Raw genomic sequence first — 20,791 nt, 5'->3', positions numbered from 1 at the left:
GTTTATACGTAATTCATTACCAAAAAAAGAGACTATTTCGACGAATCGAAACAATCTCTTGTGTATAAACCAATTAATTCCCCGACGCTTCGCGAATCTCATACTTGCACCTTTTGCCGCCATCGGCGTAACATTCGGTACGCTCCACCTCAGCTTGAAGTAGCGAGCGAAACAGATCGAGTTCACAGCGGCAAGCCTGCTTGTAGACACTCGCGACTTGTACAATCGGGCAGTTCATTTCCGTAATGACGTAAGTTCCATCGTCTTCTCTGGACGCATCCGCCATATATCCGTTGGCATTCTGGATTCGCGCGAGTTCCTCCACCCGTCCGGCCAGATCCTGGCCTTCCATCTGTGGCAATCCGCTACGAAGCAGTTTGTCCCTGCGACTCTCGAACAATGCATCCACCACACCGCTACCGGCAGAGTCAGACAATTCTTCAAGAAGTTCCAGTGTAAGGGACGAATAGGATTTTGGAAAAAAGCTGTCCCCGCGTACCGTCAATTGGTACACCGAGGACGGACGTCCGGCCGTAGCCCGGGCCTCCCGAACCTCGATCCAGCCGTCCTGCTCCAGTGCCGTCAGATGACGGCGAATGGCCATGCCAGTCAGACCCAGATCAGCTGTCATTTCCCTGGCGGTCAATGTACCTTGCTGCTTCAGCATGAACAAAATCCGTTCACGCGTCGTTCGTTCCTCTTCGCGCTTCACGATCAGCACCTGCTCTCCTGCTTATGCGTGTACCGGTGCTGCCTCCCGGCAGGCATCCGAGCAAAAGCGGTTATGCGTCTCTTCGCAATCCTCACAGCTTACATGCTGCAGGTTGCAGGTTGGACAATTAATATATCGGTCATGTGTCGTTCCACAGTGATAACAGCTAGCAATGACAATATCCTCTTCTGTCCGGTTAATCGGTACAGAGATGCGCTCGTCAAACACGTAACACTTGCCATCGAACAGATGGCCTTGTACTTCCGGATCTTTACCGTACGTGACAATACCGCCGTCCAATTGAGCCACATCCTGGAATCCTTCATTGATCATGAACCCGGTCAGCTTCTCGCAGCGAATGCCGCCAGTACAGTAGGTAATAATCGTTTTGTCCTTCATGTCACCCAGGTTCTCCCGAATCCACTCCGGAAACTCACGGAACGACTCCACATCTGGACGGATGGCCCCGCGGAAATGACCAATTTCGTATTCATAATCATTGCGACCATCGATAACGATAACGTCATCACGTTGTAGATGTTCATGGAACTCTTTCGGCGAAAGGCGTTTGCCGCTAGTCACATTTGGGTCAAGTTCATCTTCCACACGGAAGGTTACCAGCTCTGCTTTGTGACGAACAAAGATTTTTTTGAACGCATGCTCCTCGACATCATCAATCTTGAACACCATGTCGCTGAACAGCGGATTAGCCAGCATATCTTTCATGTACTGTTCCGTCTGTTCTGGCGTTCCGGATACCGTACCGTTAATGCCTTCGGATGCGATCAGAATACGGCCTTTCACACCCAGGTCCTTACAGTATTGCAGATGCTCTTGTGTAAACGTCTCTGGGTCTTCAATCTTCACGAACTTATAATATAAAAGCACGCGGTACGCGCTGTTACACATGTATATCACCTGTTCCTATTCCATGTTGTTATTAGCCGGATCATCCGGCAAGACGACTACGTTGCACCCTTACTGTTAAAAAGAAAATAAACAGCCGCCCGAAACATCGTCTCGAACTGCTGCCTGACATTCGACTTTTATTCCTGCATTCTAGTTTATCGGAAGCGGAACAGCTTAGTCAATATAAATGTATAGAAAGGCATGAAAGATATGGAACATATCTTTCTGCATCATTCCCCTATTCCGAGATCGTAATGACCGAGGTTACAAAGTGATACGATTCATTCTCCAATACCGCCTGCGATAACAGGATTTTATTTCCTTTCGGGCTCCAGGCGAGTGGGTCAGAAGCGTTGTCCATATCGGCCGAGATCTGGAACTGTTCTGCCGACTCCGTGTTGGAGACAAATAGCCCTTTCTCATTATCATTCTCAGAATTGATGGTGTATGCAATCTTGGAATCATCACCCGACCAGCTTGTGCCGAAAACCTGTGTACCTCTGGCGAGAGTGGCCTTCTCATTGCCTTCCAGATCGGTGAGCACCAGCGCCCGTTTGGTATCCGCTGTTCTTTTCACAATCGCAAGCCTTGTTCCATCATTAGAAGGGATGACCCACTCCACACTTTTCAGCACCTGTTTCACGTCACCCGTCTTCGCATCGTATGCATTCAACTGGCCATCTTCGCCCGTAATATAATAGAGCATATCGCCTGACACCTTGATACTCCGTACATTGAAATTACCTGTTTCCACCAGCACTTTCGTTGTGCCATCCACACTTGCCGAGATCAGATCACCCTTCATATTGGGGAAAACGACATGTTCATTATCCAGCCACGCGCCCTCTTGGATAAATCCATCCTCCTTACCCGCAGGGGTTGTCTCCCCGTTATGCAGGTTCAAGAAGTAGCCTTTACCCGTATTTTCCTCCGGTTCCCGGTAAAACAGATACTGACCATCCGGTGACACCAGCGGTGCACCCAGACTGGCTTCACTTTCCTTGAGCGGCGTGTCGGTGCCTTTCGTCAGATCATACATATATAAGTTGTGCGGGTATCTTTCCTGACCTTCAACCGTGACGGGTTTCAGGGACTTGTTCTCCTTGTCGGATACAATCCAGTCATCACTAAGCCATGCAATTCCGCGCATATTCGGCAATTTATCAATCTTCTCCAGCTTGAAGCTCTGGTACACGGACGTGTTGGTATTATCTTTTACCGTAATATCCGTGCCCGTTTTCCCGCCTTGTGCGTTGCCCCCCGGCTCCGTTGTTCCCCCACATGCCGCTGTCGTTAACAGGGCAATGGCTCCGAACGTGCCCATAGCTGCTTGTTTCCAATTCATGATGGTCCCCCCTGGTTTCTCTTGCTATAGACCAAGCATACACATCGCATACTTCCAAAGTTATTCAGACTTGTTTCGAACTTGTAAACTTGAATCAGCCAAAGGGAACATGAGCTGGAACGTCACACCTTCCCCATCTTCTGGATCACTCGACAGCAGGGTGATTGTACCGCCCTGTTTTTCAACAAACTGCTTCACGAGAGATAGCCCCAGTCCGGTTCCGCCGGTTTTTCTGGCTCTGTCTTTGTTCACCGTGTAAAAGGGTTCAAAAATCTTCTCCCGCGCCTCTGCCGGAATCGGCGTACCCGAGTTATAGATCCGAATAACCGCTTGACGCTCCTGCATCCGTAGTTCATTCTTCACCCGGATCACACCATCCGGAACGTTATATTTGATGGCATTATCCAGCATGTTGATGAAAATATGCATAAGACTCTCCCGATCGCTGCGGATCACCGCCGGTTCAAGATCCAGTTCCATGTTCAGCCCAAATTTCTCGGCTTTCCCCCGCATCCGGCCACAGGCATCCTCCAGCAGAGCGCTGACCTCTACATCTTCGGCCTGGTTCTCGAAGTCATACTTCTCCAGAGCAGATAAATGTAAGACTTTCTCGACCATCTCGTACAGCCGCTCCGTTTCTTTGCCAATGTTACTCGTGGCATCATCAAGCAGTTGTGGATCATCCTTATACATGTCGAGCAGCTCCACATAAGCTTTGATCGACGTCAGCGGTGTCTTGAATTCGTGGCTGATGTTACCGATATATTGTTTCTGCTGCTGTTCCAGCGCCTGAAGCTTCTCAATCGCCAGTTGCAGCTTCTGCTGCTCTGCATGCATGGCTGTGATATTTTGCTGAATGGATGTACTCATATAATAGATGCCCTGCCCCAGCTCCCCCAACTCATCCTTGCGCTTTAAAGGAGACTCCGTAATGTAATTCCCTTCGCGAATGGAATCTGCGGACCTCTTCAGTCGAGTAATCGCAACGGCAAACCGATTGTAGAACAGATAACCTAATATGAAGCTCAGCGCAACAACGGTAATTCCTGCCCATATGAACAATTGAAGGATGCGAGTATAGAATTCATGGTAGCTTTGGACCGGATATTGCATCCATACAGCCCCCATCTGTCCATCCGGACCGTCCAGTGGTGCGGCGTAGAGCAAGGTATCCCCTTGTTCATGATAGGCAATTTTATTTTGCAGTGCATAGTTGAGCGTATCCTGAACAATCGCACTCTCCCCGGAACTGATCGATGAGCCAACTTGCTGGCCTTTCATATCATAGAGAGCAATTGGCAATCCGGTAGAGTTGGCCAGTTCCTGTGCAAGCCTGCGGCCGTTTTGTTGTAAAAAGACTTCCTGTTCAAGATGAACAGACTCCGTGTAGTAGGACTGTCGCACATTCAGATTCACCAGCCGTGTCTGCTGTGATAAAATACCTTCAATCTGTGACTGCTGATTGCGTTCAATACCGCGCAGGACCAGTGAACTAAGCACCACCACGGTAAGGATAAGCAATGCAGCCAGAAAAACACTGAACTTCAGCTTGATGCTGACTCTCATATGGCCCCGCCTGTTTCAGGTGCAGATGCTTTGTAGCCAATCCCGTATACAGTCTGTAATTTTTGCTGATCCGTATCTCCAATTTTTTTACGCAAACGCTGGATGTGAATGTCTACGGTTCGTGTACCACCCGCATACTCCATGCCCCACACTCGATCTAGTAGATCGTCTCGTGTGTACACCCGCTCGGGATTGGACATGAGAATGGTCAGCAGGTCGAACTCTTTTGGTGTCAGATCCAGCTTCTCCTCATTCACGGTCACTGTGCGGTGAGCAACATGAATACGCAGTGTGCCATTCACGATGGCCTGATTCTTCGAATCGTCAGGTGGTGGACTGCTTTTCTCGACACGGCGCATGAGCGCTTTCACCCTTGCGAGCAGTTCACGGATCTCGAATGGTTTGGTCATGTAATCATCGGCGCCCATTTCCAGGCCAACGATTTTGTCCACGATATCATTTTTGACAGTCAGCAAAATAATGCCGATATCCTCGCGGTCCTCCAACCTGCGGCATACGCCGTATCCATCAAGCCTTGGCATCATCACGTCCAGAATCAGGACCTGTGGGTGAAACGATGCGACCTTAACCAAGGCCTCTTCGCCGTCACTCGCAGTATCTACTTCATATCCTTCGCGCCGCAGCGCGTAAGCAATGGCACTGACGATGCTTGATTCGTCATCTACCACGAGCACTTTTTTATTCATGGGATTCATCCTCTACGTTACACGAGATAACTTCAAGTGCAGTACCGTCTTCTGATCGCTGTTATCCCCAGATTTCTTTAATCCCCTTCTTCCAAAGGGGAAATCCGGTGATAAAGGGCGTAGCATATGCTTCCGAAGTAGCTTTCTGACAGAAAGCTTTGAACTTCGTTTCTTCAGACTGGTTCTGCACTCTTCGTTTTCGTGTAAATATTCAGTTCTTTTTTATTTATGTTAGCAAGGTCTTTGCGATTTAGCTATGGATGAGTTTGCAATTTGTATGAGAAGCTTTCATCCTCTCAGCTTGGACTTGGCTCTACTTTCTTTATACCCCAATGACGACAAAAAGAGCCAACCCGTGATTGGATCAGCCCTTAATCTATAGATTCCCGTTTCATGTTACTGTTTAGGCAATAACTTCTTAATTTCATCTTCAGAGAGTCCAGATGCTTTAACTATAGCAGAGAGATCTACGCCAAGTGTGAGTAACTCACGAGCCATTTCTCTCTTGCCTTCAGCCGCTCCTTCAGCTCGTGCGCCTTCAATCATTGATTTTTCGTCACTCAATGCTTTCATTCGAGCATCGTAGGCCATTCTGGTGGACGCATCCTGACTCAGAAATTCCAGCGTATCCATCGCCTTTTTCAACATCGGTTCATTCATGGCCAGCACCTCCCAGTTTGATGTATCTATTCCTTTAAGGAATAATAACCAATTCACGAGTCCGCCTTTTTCCATCGGAACAGAATACTCATCCAATTTGGTTAGTTCCATCACATGTATTTCGATATCATCCGTCAAACCATTACCTGTATGATCTTCTCGTAAATGAAAAACATTGTGATATCGCTCATTATCCAGACAGGAGTAGTTAAGTATATTAATAGTCACGCATTTTTTGAGTAGACTATAGTTTTCACCCTTTTTTATCTGATGAAAGTACATCTCACTCCAATAAAACAACGTCCTTTTCTCCATGTTATACGGGTTAAACAGCTGCATTTCAATGTTAATTAGTTTGCCTTCTACCGTCTTTGCTTTAATATCCAGAATGGATTGTTTATCCTCTGGACTATCCTTATCTGTATAAGTGTTAACCACAGTGATCTCCGTAAGAGGAGATTCGCCGGTCTCTATAAACGTGCTGTTCAGAAAAGCTAACAAAACATCTTTGTTTTGCTCACTTCCAAAAATGCGTTTGAACACAAAATCTACTCGTGGATCGAGTAATTCCGTCACTCAGCATCAGCTCCATTCTCACCAGCATTATATCATAATTCCCATATAGCCTCAGCTTGATAATGGATCTGCACTTAAATTGCATCTACTCCTCAAATGACAGATTCAGCGGCTCGTCCGACATCTCGTACTCTGTCTCCATATGTGTCAGTGGTGTGTTCAGATCAACCTCCTCGAAGCGGAAGCTGTCGACCCACACTTTTCCTTTGCCGTTCAAAATAACCCCGAATGAAATGACCGCGCTGCCCTCCGGCACATCAAGCACAATACTGTACTGATTCCATGGCTGCGTACCCGTGATTGGCCGATCATGCATGTTATCAAATTGAAGTACATCATGCACGTTATTATCCACACGCATCCATAATCCGCAGAACGCATCCACATGCTCGGTCTTCACGAATCCCGATAACTTCATCCGCTTGCCCACATACTTGTCCGCTCTGAACTGTTGCATCATTGTTGCGAACTCGTTAGGCTTCATCGGCGTAACGGCCTTCAAATATCCTGAAGCTTTCCCCTGATGCACTTCAGCCGGATCAATGCCCATCTCATAATTCTGCGGATGACTCCCGGTTAACATCCAACCTGTAATTGTTGACGTCTGATTCATCTGTAATTCTCCTCCTCTGGTTCTTCCTTCGAATAATTTCAGATCGAACAATTTGCGAAAACGTCCTGGTGGCATGCCATATAATTTGCGGAATGCACGGGTGAAGGCTTCTTGACTCTCAAAACCACATGCCAGAGCGATGTCCAGAATGCCCGCATCTGTGGTTCGCAGTGCCGTAGACGCCAGACTCATCCGACGGTTTCGGATATAATCCACCACGGTCATGCCCACCTCATTACGGAAAATTCGATGGTAGTGATACGGCGACAACAACGCCTCGGACGCCACTTCTTCCAGTCCAATCTGCTCATGCAGATGAGTCTCAATATAGAACAAACTTTGCTGAATCATTGCACGGTAACGGCTCAACTGAGGTAAAGCCCCCTTCCATATCCTTACTATACGTGAAGGATGTCATCGCCGTTTTGATCATTTTTGCTATCTTTATTTCTGTTTACCTCTGCCGGAGATGCAAAAAGAGCCAATCACGGATTGAATCCTTTCCGTAATTGACTCTTCTGGGAAACTGCCGCCCTGTGGCTACTCTAGAGCCACTTCATTGATCTACAACAGGTTCATTTATCTATTTGCTTTATCTATTTGCACAACATTCTTCGTCAGACAGCTGGTACCGGCTGTGCACCAACCTCTTCGTCATCATGCTCCACCAGTTCATGTTTCTCCCAAGCTCTACTCTTCCAGCGGAAGTACATAATGACCGCGCGGGTCCACTCATCCGCCGCAATGGCAAGCCATACACCAGCGAGCCCCAGATGAAGCTTGAATATGAGCAGGTATCCCAGCGGCAGACTCATGCAGACCATGGAGATCAGACCCATGTATACCGGGAACTTTGCATCCCCTGCCGCACGCAGGGAACCAATGATCACAATATTGCAGGTACGCCCGGTTTCGAGCAAAAGACTGAGTAGAATCACTTGAGCCCCCAGCTTGATAATTTCCGGATTATCCGTAAATATGCTCATCAGCGGCACACGGAAAAAAATGATGATTACATCAATGATAACCGTGGCAAGAAGGGCCCATTTTACACTGTCAAAAACACGTTTGTACGCATCGTCTTTGCGCCGCGCACCCACAAGCCGACCTACAATGATCGATGTCCCCATACCAATCGCCATGCTGAACAAGTAGATATAGCTGGAGATGTTACCCGCATACTGCTTGGTTGCCATAGCTTCTGCGCCCAGATAGGTCACATACAGCGTGAACACGAGCTGGCAGGAATGATATACCATGGATTCCATCGCAGACGGAATGCCAATCCGCAGAATTTTGCCAATGAATTTCTTGGACAACTTAATGTAGTATTCAAAATCCACCCGTACCTCGCTCACACGATACAACAACCAGAAGAAGATCAGAAGGCAGATAAAACGGCTTCCCACCGTGGAGATCGCTGCCCCTTCCACCCCAAGCTTCGGCAGGCCGAAGTGTCCAAAGATCAATGCATAGTTACCAACAACGTGAATCACGTTCATGAATACAGCAACATACATCGTTTCTTTGGTGTAACCATGTGTACGAATCGTCGCAGCCAGCGCATTAATGAGCGCCTGAAGGAAGATACCGCCACCGACGATATTTATATACGAACGGGCAAAATCATAAATTTCGCCTTGAATGTTCAGGAGTGATAACAAATGTCCTCCGAACAGAAGGAAGATTCCGCTCAGGACCAGACCTACGATAAGATTCAGTGTGATCGCATTACCCGTAACTTGTGCTGCTTCACTTAACTTTTTGGATCCGATATATTGTGCGACTACAATCGCAGCACCATGTCCAATGACTTCCAATACAAGGATAGCGATAGAAATAATCTGATTGGCTGCTCCAACGCCGGAGACCGCATTATCGGATACCGAGCTGAGCATGAGCGTATCCACGCTCCCCATCAACATAAATAAGAAGAGTTCCAAGAAAATAGGCCATGTAAGTCGAATCAGATTCAGATCCTTGGCATCAGAACGAAGGGACTCTTTGGTTGAGGTTATTGCTGTCATTTTCTCACCTTTCCCATGTGGGCTTTAATTCTTAGGGTATGTTAGCACAGGTGGTTTGAAAATGCAGTAGTTTTGCGAAAATAGTTGAAAGTTTTTTGTAATTCCATAAATAGGTATTTTCACTGCTTTCATAAAGACCCATTTCCGTAAGCTTATCAGAGGTTTCAGAAGACAAAAAAGGCCCCTCCCAACTCGCTTTTAAGCAAGTAATGGAAGGACCTTGGACCCTCAACCTTTTAACCTTTAACAGAACCCGCAGCAATGCCCTCCACAATTCGATTACTCAAGATGAGAAAAGCAATCAGGATTGGCATAATGCTAATCATCAGCGTTGCACCAATGGCTCCCCAATCCGTTGTGTATTGACCAATAAAGTTCTGTACCCCAACAGTCAGGGTTTTGTACGAATCTGTACTGATGAACGTATTAACAAAGATGAATTCATTCCAGTTATAGATCATGTTAATGATCGCCGTTGTGGAAATGACCGAAGACGTCATCGGCAGCACAATCCGAAAGAAAATCCGATGCACGGAGCAACCATCCATCACTGCGGCTTCTTCCACTTCCCGGGGGAGAGCGTAGTAGAATCCAAGTAGAATCATAATGGTAATTGGCATATTAAAGGCAATATAAGACAGGATGACTGACAAAGGATGATCTGTGAGATGAAGCTTCAGGAACAAGCTGAACAGCGGGATCAACGTGGAGTGTACAGGGATCATCAGACCCACCATGAACAGCCCCAGCACCAGCGAACGACCTTTCCAGCGCATACGTGTAATGGCAAAGGTCACCAGACTGGCGAACAGCACGGTGATCACCACCGAGACCACCGTAATCCATACACTGTTGAAGAAGTACAAGCTGATATTTCCCTCTGTCCATACCTTGACATAGTTTTCCCAACGCGGAGTGGCAGGAAGGGAAAAAGGCGCCATGTCGAATACTTCCTGATTATTTTTAAGCGAGAACAACAGTAGCCATACCAAAGGTAAAATTTGCAGCAAAGCTACCAGGGACAAGAGGAAATACAGCAGAATATAGCCAAATCTCCTTAACCATGCCGAACCTCGGCTTGTCCCCGGGTAAGTTGGCAATCTAACGGCCGTATCCGTCTTCACCGGGATGGACCTCCTTTCATTTCACTTACGTCAGGAATACTGGATCGTATCTTTGGATGCTGTCGCTTTTCGAAGCAGCCAGGTAACAAGCAGACAGATCAAGAGCAGGAAGAACCCTACAGCACTGCCGTAACCAAAGTCGAAGCTACGGAACGCCTGACGATACATATAGGAGGCCATCACTTCGCTGGAACCATTCGGTCCGCCATCGGTCATCACGTAGATGAGATCAAAATACTTGAGTGAGCCTACCACAGCCAGTACTACAGTCACCTTGATGACTTCTGTAATAAGGGGCAGCTTGATTCGAAAAGCGATCTGCCAAGGGCTTGCTCCATCAATCCGGGCTGCTTCCACCAGAGATTCCGGAATATTTTTGAGGGCCGCATAATAGATCAAAATATAGAAGCCTGCATACTGCCATAGAATCGGCACGAACAGTGCATACAACACCAGGGATGGCTCCGCCAGCCAGGCTGGCGGATTGCTGAAGCCGATCGCTTCCAGAAAGGTGTTTAGCACACCATTGCTGGGATGATAGATCTTCAGCCATAACTGGGCGATCGCGACCGAAGACAGCAGCATCGGGATCAAATATATTTTACGGAACAGATTGGCACCCTTGATCTTGCCTGACAGCACCAAAGCAATCATCAGATAACCGATCAGACTCAGCGCAGAGAACAAAGCAAGCAAAAAGGTATGATTCGCACTCTGCCAGAATGTTCCGTCTTGAAGAAGTCTGGCGTAATTATCCAATCCAATAAAGGTCATTGCACCGATCCCGTCCCATTGCATCAACCCATAATACCCGGTGAGCACGATCGGGATGTACACCAAGACCAGCAGCAGAAGCAGTGCAGGAAGCACGTACAACGCAGCAACGAGACGGTTGGACATGACTTTGTCCATCACATTATCCTCCCTTCAAGCGTTCAAACGTGTGTACGTCAATTGCCTTTATCAATTGCAGCCTGATGATTCTTTACAAAGTCCTCCGGTGTTACCGCTTTGCCAAACAATGCCTGAATCATGTCCAGATGTGCCTGAGCGGCTGCCGGTTTCATCTGTACATCTGCAAAGAGTGTAAGGCTGCTGGCCTGATTCAATTCGTTCAGCAGGTCAATATAGAGCTGTGGCAACTGTACTGCCGCCGTATCTACTTTGGTTGCCGGGATGACGCCTGCCTCAGTTACCGAACTTTCACCCCATTTTTCCACAAAGTATTGCACAAACTTCTGCGCTTCTTCCTTCACTTTGGAGTTCTGGGCAACGAACAACCCTACGCCTGGACCACCTACCCAGCTGTTAATGTCGCTCTTGCCATCTTCCATTGTTGGGAATTTGAAAAATCCGATTTTGTCCTTAAATTCCTGCGGGATGTCCGGGTTAGTCGTGAAGTTTGGCAGTTCCCAGGTACCCATCAGATACATAGCAGCTTTTTCGTTCATGAATTCGGATTTACCCTCATCGTTAGACAACCCGTTAAAGCCTTTGTTGAAAGCATTCATATCCACCAGTTTTTGTACCTCGGCAGCAGCTTGAGTCAGTGCAGGGTCGTCAAACTTGCCAGAGCCATTGATGGCCTTTTCCAGTGCATCTCCACCTAACCGATTCGCCAGATACATATACCAGAGTGAGCCGGTCCAGCGGTCTTTATTGCCCAGTGCGATCGGAACCTCACCGTTCTCTGTCAGTGTCTTCAGCACACTCAGGAATTCATCGTACGTTGCTGGCGGCTGCAAGTTATATTTTGCAAAAATGGCTTTGTTATAATAAATGGGGGAGATATTCAACTCGATTGGTAGCGCATATGTTTTACCGTCTATCGCATAAGCTTCTGTTGTTCCGGCTATGAATTTCTCGCCCAGCGAGTCACTCAACAGATCATCGACCGGTGCGAACAGGTTCCCCTTCACATAAGGCTCCAGAAATCCAGCAGCCCAAGTTACACCAACATCGGGAAGTTCATTGGATGCCGACAGGATTTTCAATTTGTTCTTATATTGTTCATTCTCCAGCACTTCCTGCTTAATGGTTACATTCGGATGATCCGTTTGATACTGCTTGATGATATCGTTGACCAGTTTGTTTTGCTGTGCGGAACTGCCTGCTGGCCAGAGGTGCATAAATTTGAGGGTTACTTTCCCATCTGTGCCGTTGCTGCCTGTTTCACCCTCTTCATCCGAACTTGAACTGTTACAACCGGATAAAATTACGGCGAGAACCAGCGTCCATGACAGAAGAATGGCCATCGTCTTTTTGCTCATTATTCCAACCCCCTTGGTTTTATCGGTTAATGTAACCGCTTTAACCAAATTGTAGCACGCGCCTATCACACCTATAAGACCAGAACAATTTGGAAAAACTCCACTTTTTTGAGGTTATTTGTTATTTCGTTCAGATAGGGAATGCCGATATTTGCTTGGACTTAGCCCCTCAAGGCTTTTAAATACTGTGATAAAATACTTATCCGTCTGATAACCCACCTGTTCCGCAATCTCCGAGATTGGCATCGTTGTCTGCACAAGCAACTCCTTCGCGCGCTGAATGCGTTTGCGGGTAAGGTATTCACTAAAATTGATGCCGATCTGTTCCTTAAACAATACGCTGAAGTAACTGGAGTTGAGATGGAGTAAATCAGCGATTTCACGCATGGTTACATGTTCACCCAGATGAGTATCCACATAGGTCAAAGCTTCACTGATCTGGCTATTGAGCCTCTGTTCCCCTCGCTCCTTAACATCCAGCAACTTGGGGTCAACCATTTCTTGCATCGTTTGAATACGTCGCTGTTGTTCGCTGAACTTTAGGGCTTTTTCGACGGTCTGCAGCAATTGTTCCTTATCAATCGGTTTCAACATATACTCCACAACACCCAACTTAATGGCCTGCTGGGCGTATTGAAAATCGGCATGTCCCGACATAATCAGGACAACAGGCTTGTTCGAAAAATGTTGAATGGCTTCAATCAGAGACAAGCCAGAGAATTCCGGCATGCGAACATCCGTTATTAACAGATCTGCCGGCTTTTTCTTGAGCCATTCCACAGCCTCGACGCCACTTTCTGCAGTCTGAATGTGATTTCGTCCTGCCGACCATCCTTCCAGTGTTTTGCGAATACCCTCTCTTGTACGCGGCTCATCATCCACGATAAGAATTGTTTTGTCATGAATCATATGCACCCTCCGTTCCCATGGGAATCTCAAAGCAAATGACAGTCCCTTCCCCAACCTTACTTGTTATGGAAAGCTTGCAACGTTCGCCAAGTTGGCTGCCAAAGTAAAGCATCAGTCGCCGATGTACGTTGATTAGACCTACACCTGTACCCTTGTTAGATACAGGGGGGCCACCATGTAAAGCTTGAATGACAGCTTGAAGCCGTGATTCATCCATACCGGGACCATCATCCCGAACCTTAATGCAAACCAGATTTTTCTCGGTCAAAGCATCCACATGGATGCTTATCTTTCCCGGTCCCAGTTTACTTTCAATCCCATGGAGAATCGCATTTTCCACTAAGGGCTGTATGAGCAGTTTCGGTATTGCGACCTTACGCACCGTATCACTCAGCTGAATCTCCCATTGCATTCTCTCTCCCAACCGCATCTGCATAATTTGAAGATAACGCTCGGCGTGTTCCAGCTCGTCGGCAATCGTAACCCATTCATCCTGCTGCGAACTGGAGATGATATAACGAAATAATCGGGACATCGCCACAACCATACGTGCCATCTCCTCGTCTCCCTTCTCCTCAAGGGACCAATAGAATGCCTCCAGTGTGTTGAATAGAAAATGGGGATTAATCTGAGACTGCAACGCCTTCAGCTCAGCCCGGGACTGCATGACTTCCTTCTCATGAACCACACGGGTCAATTCATTCTGCCTGTAGACCATCTGGTTATATACGTTGTTAAGTTCATTGATCTCCATCGTAGAGCTAACCATTAGATTAGGTCTCATTGCTCCCGGCTCTGCACTGCGCATGGCCCGCATCAGCCGTATGAGTGGACGTGTAATCATGGTGGACAGGAAGAAGGACATGATAAGGAACAGAACAACACCAATCATTCCCGAGACGAGCAACGCTGTTCTCAGGATGGATACACCTTCCGTTGTCTCCCGCAACGGGGTCAGGACAGCAAGTGTCCATCCCGTTAACTCCGATTTTTGCCTGACAACGATATAGGATTCCTCCCCGTTCTGCACGACTGATCCGCTGTCCAATATGGCCTTTGGATCGAGATTAATTTCCAGATCGGAACTCACCACTTCGCCTGCACCATCCAAGAGCATGATAGAGTCCTGCGAACCATCTGTCCCATTCGAATCATTGAGTTGAAAAAAACTACGCTGCATCCGCACCACCACATAACCTCCGTGTTCGAAAGAATGATCCAGCAGGTTAATCCGCCGAATAGCCAGGAGCACACCCGGATCTTCAGGGTCAGCGCCTGCCCATACCAGTCTGCCTTTTCCTTCATCCGCCAGGTTGATCCAGTTGCGCTCCACTCTGAGATCGAGGGATCGGTCATCCATCGGAAAGATGCGGTTATAACCCGTAGTGTATATCTCCATACTTTGTGCGCCATTAATGAAAGACTGATAACTGCCTGCAATCTGCAAGAGAGCTTGGCGCTGATTAAAGGTCGCCGGGTTGCCTTGTTTCTCATCGCTGAGCAGACGTTGCACATATGCATCATCCGCCACCTGGGCAGTCAGCGAATTCACTTGTGCAATGATTGCATCCAATCTGCCACTGGCTTGGACGGCGGTTTGGTGAATATGTTTCTCCGCATTGCTTTTCAGCAGGGCAGCTACCCGATCATAAGCCGATATGCCTGCGAGCAGCAGAACAACAAGCATCACCATAACAAAACCAATGAAGATCTGATTCCGAAGTGAGTTAAAATGTCCTTTTTTCCCGTGCAACTTCCCCATTCTCCTCTCTTTTTCGCATGAAAAAGAACCCACCACCTACGCCCGTGCTCTTGAAGACTGGGTACAAACGATGCCGGATTTATCTACGTATTCAGTTCTTCTATATAAAATGAACAAAAGAATATTTACACTAGCCACTACGATGACAGAATAACCTTCCAATCGCTGTTATCCCCAGATTTTTTGATTCCCTTTTTAAAGGGGAAAATCCGGTGATAAAGGCGAAGCATATGCTTCCGATGCAGCTTTCTTTCAGAAAGCTTTTAGCTCCGCTTTTTCAGGTTATTTCTGCCCTCTCCGTTCTCGTGTAAATGTTTAGTTCATTTATATAGTTAAAGCGCTTGCAGAAATGAACCTTACTCTTCTTCTCTCTTAGTCTTTGTTTATCGATTAAACTAACGACTAAAAAATAGCATAGTTTTACAGGTTAATCAATCCTCCCGAATAGTTCCCAAACGTTAAATGACAAGGATCAAAAAAAGAGAGGGGACTTTTAAAGTCCACCTCTCTTTGTTCATATCCCTTCACACATATCCTTCTCTGTGACACATCTTCAGTTATTTCACGGACCCTTGGGTAACCCCGTTGATGATCCACTTCTGTGCAAACAGGTAGATGATAATCATCGGCAGCAATGCGAGCAGGTAGGATGCAAACGCAAGGTTAAACTCGGTATTGAACTGTCCTTGGAATACATACTGTACCAGCGGCAGCGTGTACTGTCCCGGATCACTGATAATAATGAGTGGCAGCAAGAAGTCGTTGTACGTGGACAGGCAAGTCAGAATACCAACCGTGGCACTGATGGGTGCCATGAGCGGGAAAATGATTTTCCAGAACGTGCCCCAAGTTGTCGCCCCATCCACAAACGCCGCTTCCTCCAGCGCTACCGGAATGGACCGGATGTATCCAACGTACACAAATACGTTAAATGCCAAACCATATACCGTGTGCAGCAGGATCAGACCTACCAGATTTGTCATCTCCAGCGATGCGGTCAGTTTAACAATCGGCAGCATGATGATTGGGAACGGAATGAACATCGCGCTGACGAAGTAATAATACAGTCCTTTGAAAAACTTGCGTTTCTCCATATTCCGTGCAATCGCATAGGCCACCATCGAGTTACTGAGCAACGTCAAAAGCACGGTGGATGCGGTAACGATTGCACTGTTACGGAACGATTGGAAGAAGTTTGTCATGTCGATGGCCCTCGCGAAATTCTCCCAGTGAAGTGTCGTCGGAATGGCAAAGACCGATTGGGCCATCTGTTCCGGATTTTTCAAAGCAATCGTAACGGTCATATACAATGGGAACAGGATAAACAAGGTACCCAGCACAACAAGCAGCATAACGAGCCAATTGATTCGTGTACGGCTTCTCATTACAGATCCATCTCCCTTCTTTGCAGGAACCGGATTTGCAGGATTGAAATCACCGCAATAACGATGAAGTAAATAACCGAGTTCGCAGATTGATATGCATATTCGCCGCCCTCAAATCCACCGGTATAGATCAAGTGGGAGATGGACTGCGTCGCCCGTCCGGGACCACCGTTGGTCAAGGCTACGATTTGGTCGAAGACCATAAGTGAATTTTTCATCGCCAGCACCATATTAATGGTGAAGAATGGAGCAATGAGCGGGAATGTAATACTCCAGAATTCACGCCATTTGCCTGCGCCGTCGAGGTTGGAAGCCTCGTACAGTGTCGTTGGTATCGTTTGCAGACCAGCCAAATACAGAATTGTATTCAGGGCCACCGATTGCCATACTGCAACAATGACGATACCGATCCAAGCCAGACTCTCGCTGCCGAGAATGTTGGTGGATAGCGCGTTGATGCCCAGATTTTGTCCCCAGATCGGGAATACGTTGGAGAACAGGTAGTTAAATATGTAACCTACGATCAGTACACTCAGAATATTGGGCAGGAAGTAGATGCCGCGGAAAAAGTTACGGAACTTGATCTTGGCATTCAGCCCGAGTGCAATGAGTAGACTCAGAATATTGGTCAGGATCGTCACAACGATCGCGAACTTGAACGTAAACCAGTAGGCGTTGCCTACATTGTCATCCTGGAACAAGTTGAAATAGTTTTTGAAGCCAACAAAATCATACTCTTTCCCGAATCCGTTATAATTCGTAAATGAATAATAGATGCCCTGGAGGGCCGGCAGCGTCATAAATACAAAGAACAATACTACCGCCGGAACCGTCATCCAGTAATAAGGTGCGATACGCTTGTTCATACTCCATCCTCCTTCTGACAAGGCTTAACGCCGATTAGCAACCTTGTCCCATTCTTTGTCGAGTGTATCTAGATAGTTGTCGATGTTTTGGTTCTGCAAAAAGGACTGTACGATGGAATTCAGCTGCACCGCAGCCGGAATATAGTGATCGGGAAAGTCAATAACCTTGCCCTGCTCGATATAAGGCATCAATTCCTGTACGGCAGGATCATCCTGCTTCACGCCTTCTACCGCAGAGAACAGCGTCTGTTCGTCAATATATCTTCCGATATTTTCAGGCTCTAATAGAAACGCAATAAACGTCTCTGCCTGTTCGCGATTAGGCGTGTCCGCCGCAATGGTAAACAGGGAGTCGATCCCGTTCACCAGCTTGATCTCGCTTGCATCGTTCCCCGTAGGGAATGGGAAAAAACCAATGTCAACATTTGGGTTCGCTTTGCGAATCTCCGAGATGGCCCAGGTTCCCTGGATGTACATGAAAGCTTCACCGTTAGCAAAGGCACGGTTACCGTCCGAATAAGCTTTACCAAAGTTATCGCCGTGACCGTATTTCATGAGTTCCAGTTGCTTCTCAGCTACCTCGCGGTACTTCTCCTTGAACGTCACTTTGTTATCGCGTCGCTCTTGGTAGAAATCAATACCAACCAGATTGGAGGCTAGTGCATTGAACGGCAGGCTCGTCTGCCAGTCATCCTTGTATGTGAAGTAAAATGGAATCTCACCTGCATCCTTAATCTTTTGGGCGGTTGCAATGAGTTCATCCCACGTCTTGGGCACGTCCAATCCCATTTCCTTAAACAGCGTTTTGTTGTACATGATGCCGTTTGCATTAGTCGCGTAAGGAATACCAGTCACTTCGTCCATGCCTGTGAGATCCTTCAGCATTTGTATGTAGTTCGGATCAATCGTCTGGAGTAATGAGCTGTCCGTCAGATCGGTGAAAATATCACTCTGAGCCAGAATGGAATAGGTGTCGGTTGCACCCATGGCCATAATATCCGGTATATCATTTTTGACTACACGCGTTTTTAAGACCGTCTCCGCATCTGGCGGATTCACCTGGGTCACCTGAATATCGTTATGCTCCGCGTTGAACGTCTTGATCAATTCATCAAAGGTTGTTTTGGCTTCAGGCTTGTTCTGGAAAAATTCAATCTGCACTTTGCCATTCGCGCTATCTCCACTGGTACAGGAAGATAAAAGTACAGCCATCATTCCACACAGCAACATTGTCCCGAGAGCCTTGGTAAGCGTTGTTCTCATGTTGTACCTCCCTCAGCTTAATAAATTGAACTAATGTGATTTACACAGTGTCACTCCGATTGCAGTACCATCTTCCGATCGTTGTTATCCCCAGATTTTTTTGATTCCCTTCCTCAAAGGGAAAATCCGATTTTAGCGTATGCTTTCGAAGCAGCTTTCTTTCAGAAAGCTTTTAGCTGCGCTTCTTCAGATTGGTTCTGCACTCTCCGTGTTCGTGTATATCTTAGTTTCACTTTATATACGTAAAGATTTACCCATCCAAATGGTGAAATAACCATTTGGTTAATCCTTCCAAACCGACTTCAATCTGAATGGATAATATACGTCTTTATTATTTCTAAAACGGTTTCGGTAAAAATGAATCACGGCAGTTCTTCCCATGACCTGAATCACTAGAGTAAAAGGCTGGGCAAAACCCAGCCTCTCCTCATCAAACCGTACGTGAGGTTTTCCCTCATACGGCTTTCCGATGTTTGTCATTCATGGGCATGCAGATTACAATAGCGTTTTTAATTCATATTGACTGGCGATGTACTTAACCTCAGCTATTGAACCCATCCATTTTCTGCGTTGTCTCTTCTTCGCGTACCACCGTGTTAACCGTTGCAACATATACCAATCCAGCTTAGCTAGTCTCTTTTGGCTGTAACTCGTGTAGTAATAGTTTCTCCACCCTTGAATTTTCGGATTGAGCCATTTCACATGTTCCGCAAACGATCTAGATCGCATACTCGGTGGGGATAATCGCTCTTTAATGACTCCACGAATTCGTTCTTCCGCCTTTTTGGTTAGCCATTGCTGTGTGGTGTAATATACCTTCCCTTGCGACGTTTCTGCTTTCGTTTTTCGGTGGTGCATTCCTAAGAAGTCGAATCCCTCGTTTCCTGTCCATAGACCTACAATGCGAGTTTTGGTCGGGTGCAGGGTTAGCTCCAGACGTTCCATAATTTTGCCTATGTGTTCATACGCATGCTCGGCGTCCTTTTTGGTTTTACAGATGACTACAAAGTCGTCTGCATACCTTGTCAGTTCTCCCAGACCTCTTCCATGTTTCTCCCATAGTCGGTCAAAATAGTTCAGATAGATATTCGCCAGAAGCGGTGAGATCACACCACCTTGCGGCGTTCCTAAATCGGAGCGCCTTACGTTTCCTTCTTCCATCACTCCCGCCTGAAGCCACTTCCGTATTAATTTCAGTATCCGCCTGTCGTTGATGCGCATCTGCACCAATTTCATAAGCTTCTCTTGATTAATGTTATCGAAGTAACCTTGGATATCGACGTCGACTACCCAATTCCCTTTGCGGTTGCAGGCTTTCCGAATTCGTTCCAGCGCTCCTTTCGCACTTCGTTTTGGGCGAAATCCGAAGGATACGTCCTCAAAATCCACTTCAAAGATGGGTTCAATTACCAGTTTCGTTGCCATCTGTATGACTCGGTCGCGCACGGTGGGTATGCCCAGCGGCCTTTGCTTCCCATCTTTCTTGGGGATATAGTGCCGCCGTACAGGCTGCGGATGGTAGTTGCCTTCTTTCAACGCTCGTTCGCAGTCCTTAAGGAAGTTCATTTCTCCTTGTTCCTCCACATCTGCCAGCGTCATGGCATCTACTCCTGCTGCTCCCTTGTTCGCTTTCACTCGTCTCCAGGCTTCGCACAAAACATCTCCCCGGTAGACTTTGTCGTACAAGGCATGGAATTTACGCTTGCTGTTCTCCTTGGCCACATGACCTAGCTTTTCTTGGAGTTGTTGAACTTTTTCCTTTGGTGTTGTTAGCCGATTGGCATTCACTCACTCGTACCTCCTCCAAAAGCATAAACAAAGCAGGGCTCCTTCCCTCCCCAAGGTTATGTTGTCCTTGGGTTCTTCGGTACTATGAGCCCCTCGGACTCCCTTCCCACAGACGTTTCACTTCGTCTTTTGGACTTATAGAGCATCTCTTTACGAATTCCTAAAAAAAAAATCCGTGTGGGGGAGGGTCTCCCCAGTTCACTGCATGATCTTTCAAGCCATGCCGCTCCCTTTACGCCGGAAGGTTCTTCACTGTTGTTCCAAGTTCTGCACAGCTTCCTTGGCCTTCATCTATATGACCGAGACTCG

17 protein-coding genes are annotated in these 20,791 nt (G+C 47.1%); all 17 read right to left on the bottom strand.

Annotated features, from left to right (window positions below; all coding sequences use genetic code 11):
* Positions 1-73: 73 nt before the first annotated feature.
* Positions 74-712 carry a helix-turn-helix transcriptional regulator gene (locus MHI01_RS20415; RefSeq protein ID WP_340983986.1) on the bottom strand — a complete coding sequence of 213 codons (639 nt, stop codon included), beginning with the start codon at positions 710-712 and terminating at the stop codon, positions 74-76.
* Between the two features lie 21 nt (positions 713-733).
* The gene (gene trhO, locus MHI01_RS20410) at positions 734-1,621 is read right to left on the bottom strand and encodes an oxygen-dependent tRNA uridine(34) hydroxylase TrhO (RefSeq protein WP_036606654.1); all 888 of its coding nucleotides are present in this window, start codon (positions 1,619-1,621) and stop codon (positions 734-736) included.
* Positions 1,622-1,859: 238 nt separating this feature from the next.
* Entirely contained in the window at positions 1,860-2,966 is a 1,107-nt protein-coding gene (locus MHI01_RS20405; protein ID WP_076251820.1) for a TolB family protein, read from the bottom strand.
* 60 nt (positions 2,967-3,026) lie between these two features.
* Positions 3,027-4,532 (bottom strand): sensor histidine kinase, encoded by a 1,506-nt coding sequence (locus MHI01_RS20400; RefSeq protein WP_340983985.1) that lies wholly within the window; start codon positions 4,530-4,532, stop codon positions 3,027-3,029.
* Complete coding sequence (locus MHI01_RS20395) at positions 4,529-5,239, bottom strand: response regulator transcription factor (RefSeq protein ID WP_047840845.1); 711 nt, start codon at positions 5,237-5,239, stop codon at positions 4,529-4,531. Before MHI01_RS20395 ends, MHI01_RS20400 begins: the two co-directional genes overlap by 4 nt.
* A 396-nt stretch (positions 5,240-5,635) precedes the next feature.
* Positions 5,636-6,475: an Rpn family recombination-promoting nuclease/putative transposase gene (locus tag MHI01_RS20390; RefSeq protein ID WP_340983984.1), complete on the bottom strand. Its 840-nt coding sequence runs from the start codon at positions 6,473-6,475 to the stop codon at positions 5,636-5,638.
* Positions 6,476-6,560: 85 nt separating this feature from the next.
* Entirely contained in the window at positions 6,561-7,439 is an 879-nt protein-coding gene (locus tag MHI01_RS20385; RefSeq protein ID WP_340983983.1) for a helix-turn-helix transcriptional regulator, read from the bottom strand.
* A gap of 266 nt (positions 7,440-7,705) precedes the next feature.
* Positions 7,706-9,115, bottom strand: coding sequence for an MATE family efflux transporter (locus MHI01_RS20380; protein ID WP_340983982.1), 1,410 nt, complete (start codon positions 9,113-9,115; stop codon positions 7,706-7,708).
* 236 nt (positions 9,116-9,351) lie between these two features.
* Positions 9,352-10,215, bottom strand: a complete 864-nt coding sequence (locus MHI01_RS20375) for a carbohydrate ABC transporter permease (protein ID WP_036606719.1) — start codon at positions 10,213-10,215, stop codon at positions 9,352-9,354.
* A 54-nt stretch (positions 10,216-10,269) separates the two neighbouring features.
* Positions 10,270-11,151: a carbohydrate ABC transporter permease gene (locus tag MHI01_RS20370; protein ID WP_036606643.1), complete on the bottom strand. Its 882-nt coding sequence runs from the start codon at positions 11,149-11,151 to the stop codon at positions 10,270-10,272.
* 38 nt (positions 11,152-11,189) lie between these two features.
* Entirely contained in the window at positions 11,190-12,509 is a 1,320-nt protein-coding gene (locus tag MHI01_RS20365; RefSeq protein ID WP_036671596.1) for an extracellular solute-binding protein, read from the bottom strand.
* A 114-nt stretch (positions 12,510-12,623) separates the two neighbouring features.
* Positions 12,624-13,418, bottom strand: coding sequence for a response regulator transcription factor (locus MHI01_RS20360; RefSeq protein ID WP_076320096.1), 795 nt, complete (start codon positions 13,416-13,418; stop codon positions 12,624-12,626).
* Positions 13,408-15,180 carry a cache domain-containing sensor histidine kinase gene (locus MHI01_RS20355; RefSeq protein ID WP_340983981.1) on the bottom strand — a complete coding sequence of 591 codons (1,773 nt, stop codon included), beginning with the start codon at positions 15,178-15,180 and terminating at the stop codon, positions 13,408-13,410. Before MHI01_RS20355 ends, MHI01_RS20360 begins: the two co-directional genes overlap by 11 nt.
* Positions 15,181-15,737: 557 nt before the next feature.
* A complete protein-coding gene (locus tag MHI01_RS20350; protein ID WP_036606635.1) occupies positions 15,738-16,565 on the bottom strand; it encodes a carbohydrate ABC transporter permease in 828 nt (275 codons plus the stop codon).
* A complete protein-coding gene (locus MHI01_RS20345; protein ID WP_036606633.1) occupies positions 16,565-17,431 on the bottom strand; it encodes a carbohydrate ABC transporter permease in 867 nt (288 codons plus the stop codon). The genes MHI01_RS20350 and MHI01_RS20345 overlap by 1 nt, the downstream gene beginning before the upstream one ends.
* 24 nt (positions 17,432-17,455) lie before the next feature.
* The gene (locus MHI01_RS20340; RefSeq protein ID WP_405159433.1) at positions 17,456-18,646 is read right to left on the bottom strand and encodes an ABC transporter substrate-binding protein; all 1,191 of its coding nucleotides are present in this window, start codon (positions 18,644-18,646) and stop codon (positions 17,456-17,458) included.
* 543 nt (positions 18,647-19,189) lie between these two features.
* On the bottom strand, positions 19,190-20,482 hold the full coding sequence (gene ltrA / locus MHI01_RS20335) for a group II intron reverse transcriptase/maturase (protein WP_036669585.1): 1,293 nt from the start codon (positions 20,480-20,482) through the stop codon (positions 19,190-19,192).
* Positions 20,483-20,791 lie beyond the last annotated feature (309 nt).

This window comes from Paenibacillus sp. FSL M7-0656, from assembly GCF_038003225.1.
GTDB lineage: Bacteria > Bacillota > Bacilli > Paenibacillales > Paenibacillaceae > Paenibacillus > Paenibacillus amylolyticus.
This window is presented reverse-complemented; position numbering and strand designations above follow the sequence as displayed.

Bases quoted from the DNA above. Each gene is read 5' to 3' on its own strand.
- MHI01_RS20400 (WP_340983985.1), bottom strand. From the start codon at position 4,532: ATGAGAGTCAGCATCAAGCTGAAGTTCAGTGTTTTTCTGGCTGCATTG.
- MHI01_RS20350 (WP_036606635.1), bottom strand. From the start codon at position 16,565: ATGAGAAGCCGTACACGAATCAATTGGCTCGTTATGCTGCTTGTTGTG.
- MHI01_RS20380 (WP_340983982.1), bottom strand. From the start codon at position 9,115: ATGACAGCAATAACCTCAACCAAAGAGTCCCTTCGTTCTGATGCCAAG.
- MHI01_RS20405 (WP_076251820.1), bottom strand. From the start codon at position 2,966: ATGAATTGGAAACAAGCAGCTATGGGCACGTTCGGAGCCATTGCCCTG.
- MHI01_RS20365 (WP_036671596.1), bottom strand. From the start codon at position 12,509: ATGAGCAAAAAGACGATGGCCATTCTTCTGTCATGGACGCTGGTTCTC.
- MHI01_RS20340 (WP_405159433.1), bottom strand. From the start codon at position 18,646: ATGATGGCTGTACTTTTATCTTCCTGTACCAGTGGAGATAGCGCGAAT.
- MHI01_RS20370 (WP_036606643.1), bottom strand. From the start codon at position 11,151: ATGGACAAAGTCATGTCCAACCGTCTCGTTGCTGCGTTGTACGTGCTT.
- MHI01_RS20355 (WP_340983981.1), bottom strand. From the start codon at position 15,180: ATGGGGAAGTTGCACGGGAAAAAAGGACATTTTAACTCACTTCGGAAT.
- MHI01_RS20385 (WP_340983983.1), bottom strand. From the start codon at position 7,439: ATGATTCAGCAAAGTTTGTTCTATATTGAGACTCATCTGCATGAGCAG.
- MHI01_RS20395 (WP_047840845.1), bottom strand. From the start codon at position 5,239: ATGAATAAAAAAGTGCTCGTGGTAGATGACGAATCAAGCATCGTCAGT.
- MHI01_RS20360 (WP_076320096.1), bottom strand. From the start codon at position 13,418: ATGATTCATGACAAAACAATTCTTATCGTGGATGATGAGCCGCGTACA.
- MHI01_RS20345 (WP_036606633.1), bottom strand. From the start codon at position 17,431: ATGAACAAGCGTATCGCACCTTATTACTGGATGACGGTTCCGGCGGTA.
- trhO (WP_036606654.1), bottom strand. From the start codon at position 1,621: ATGTGTAACAGCGCGTACCGCGTGCTTTTATATTATAAGTTCGTGAAG.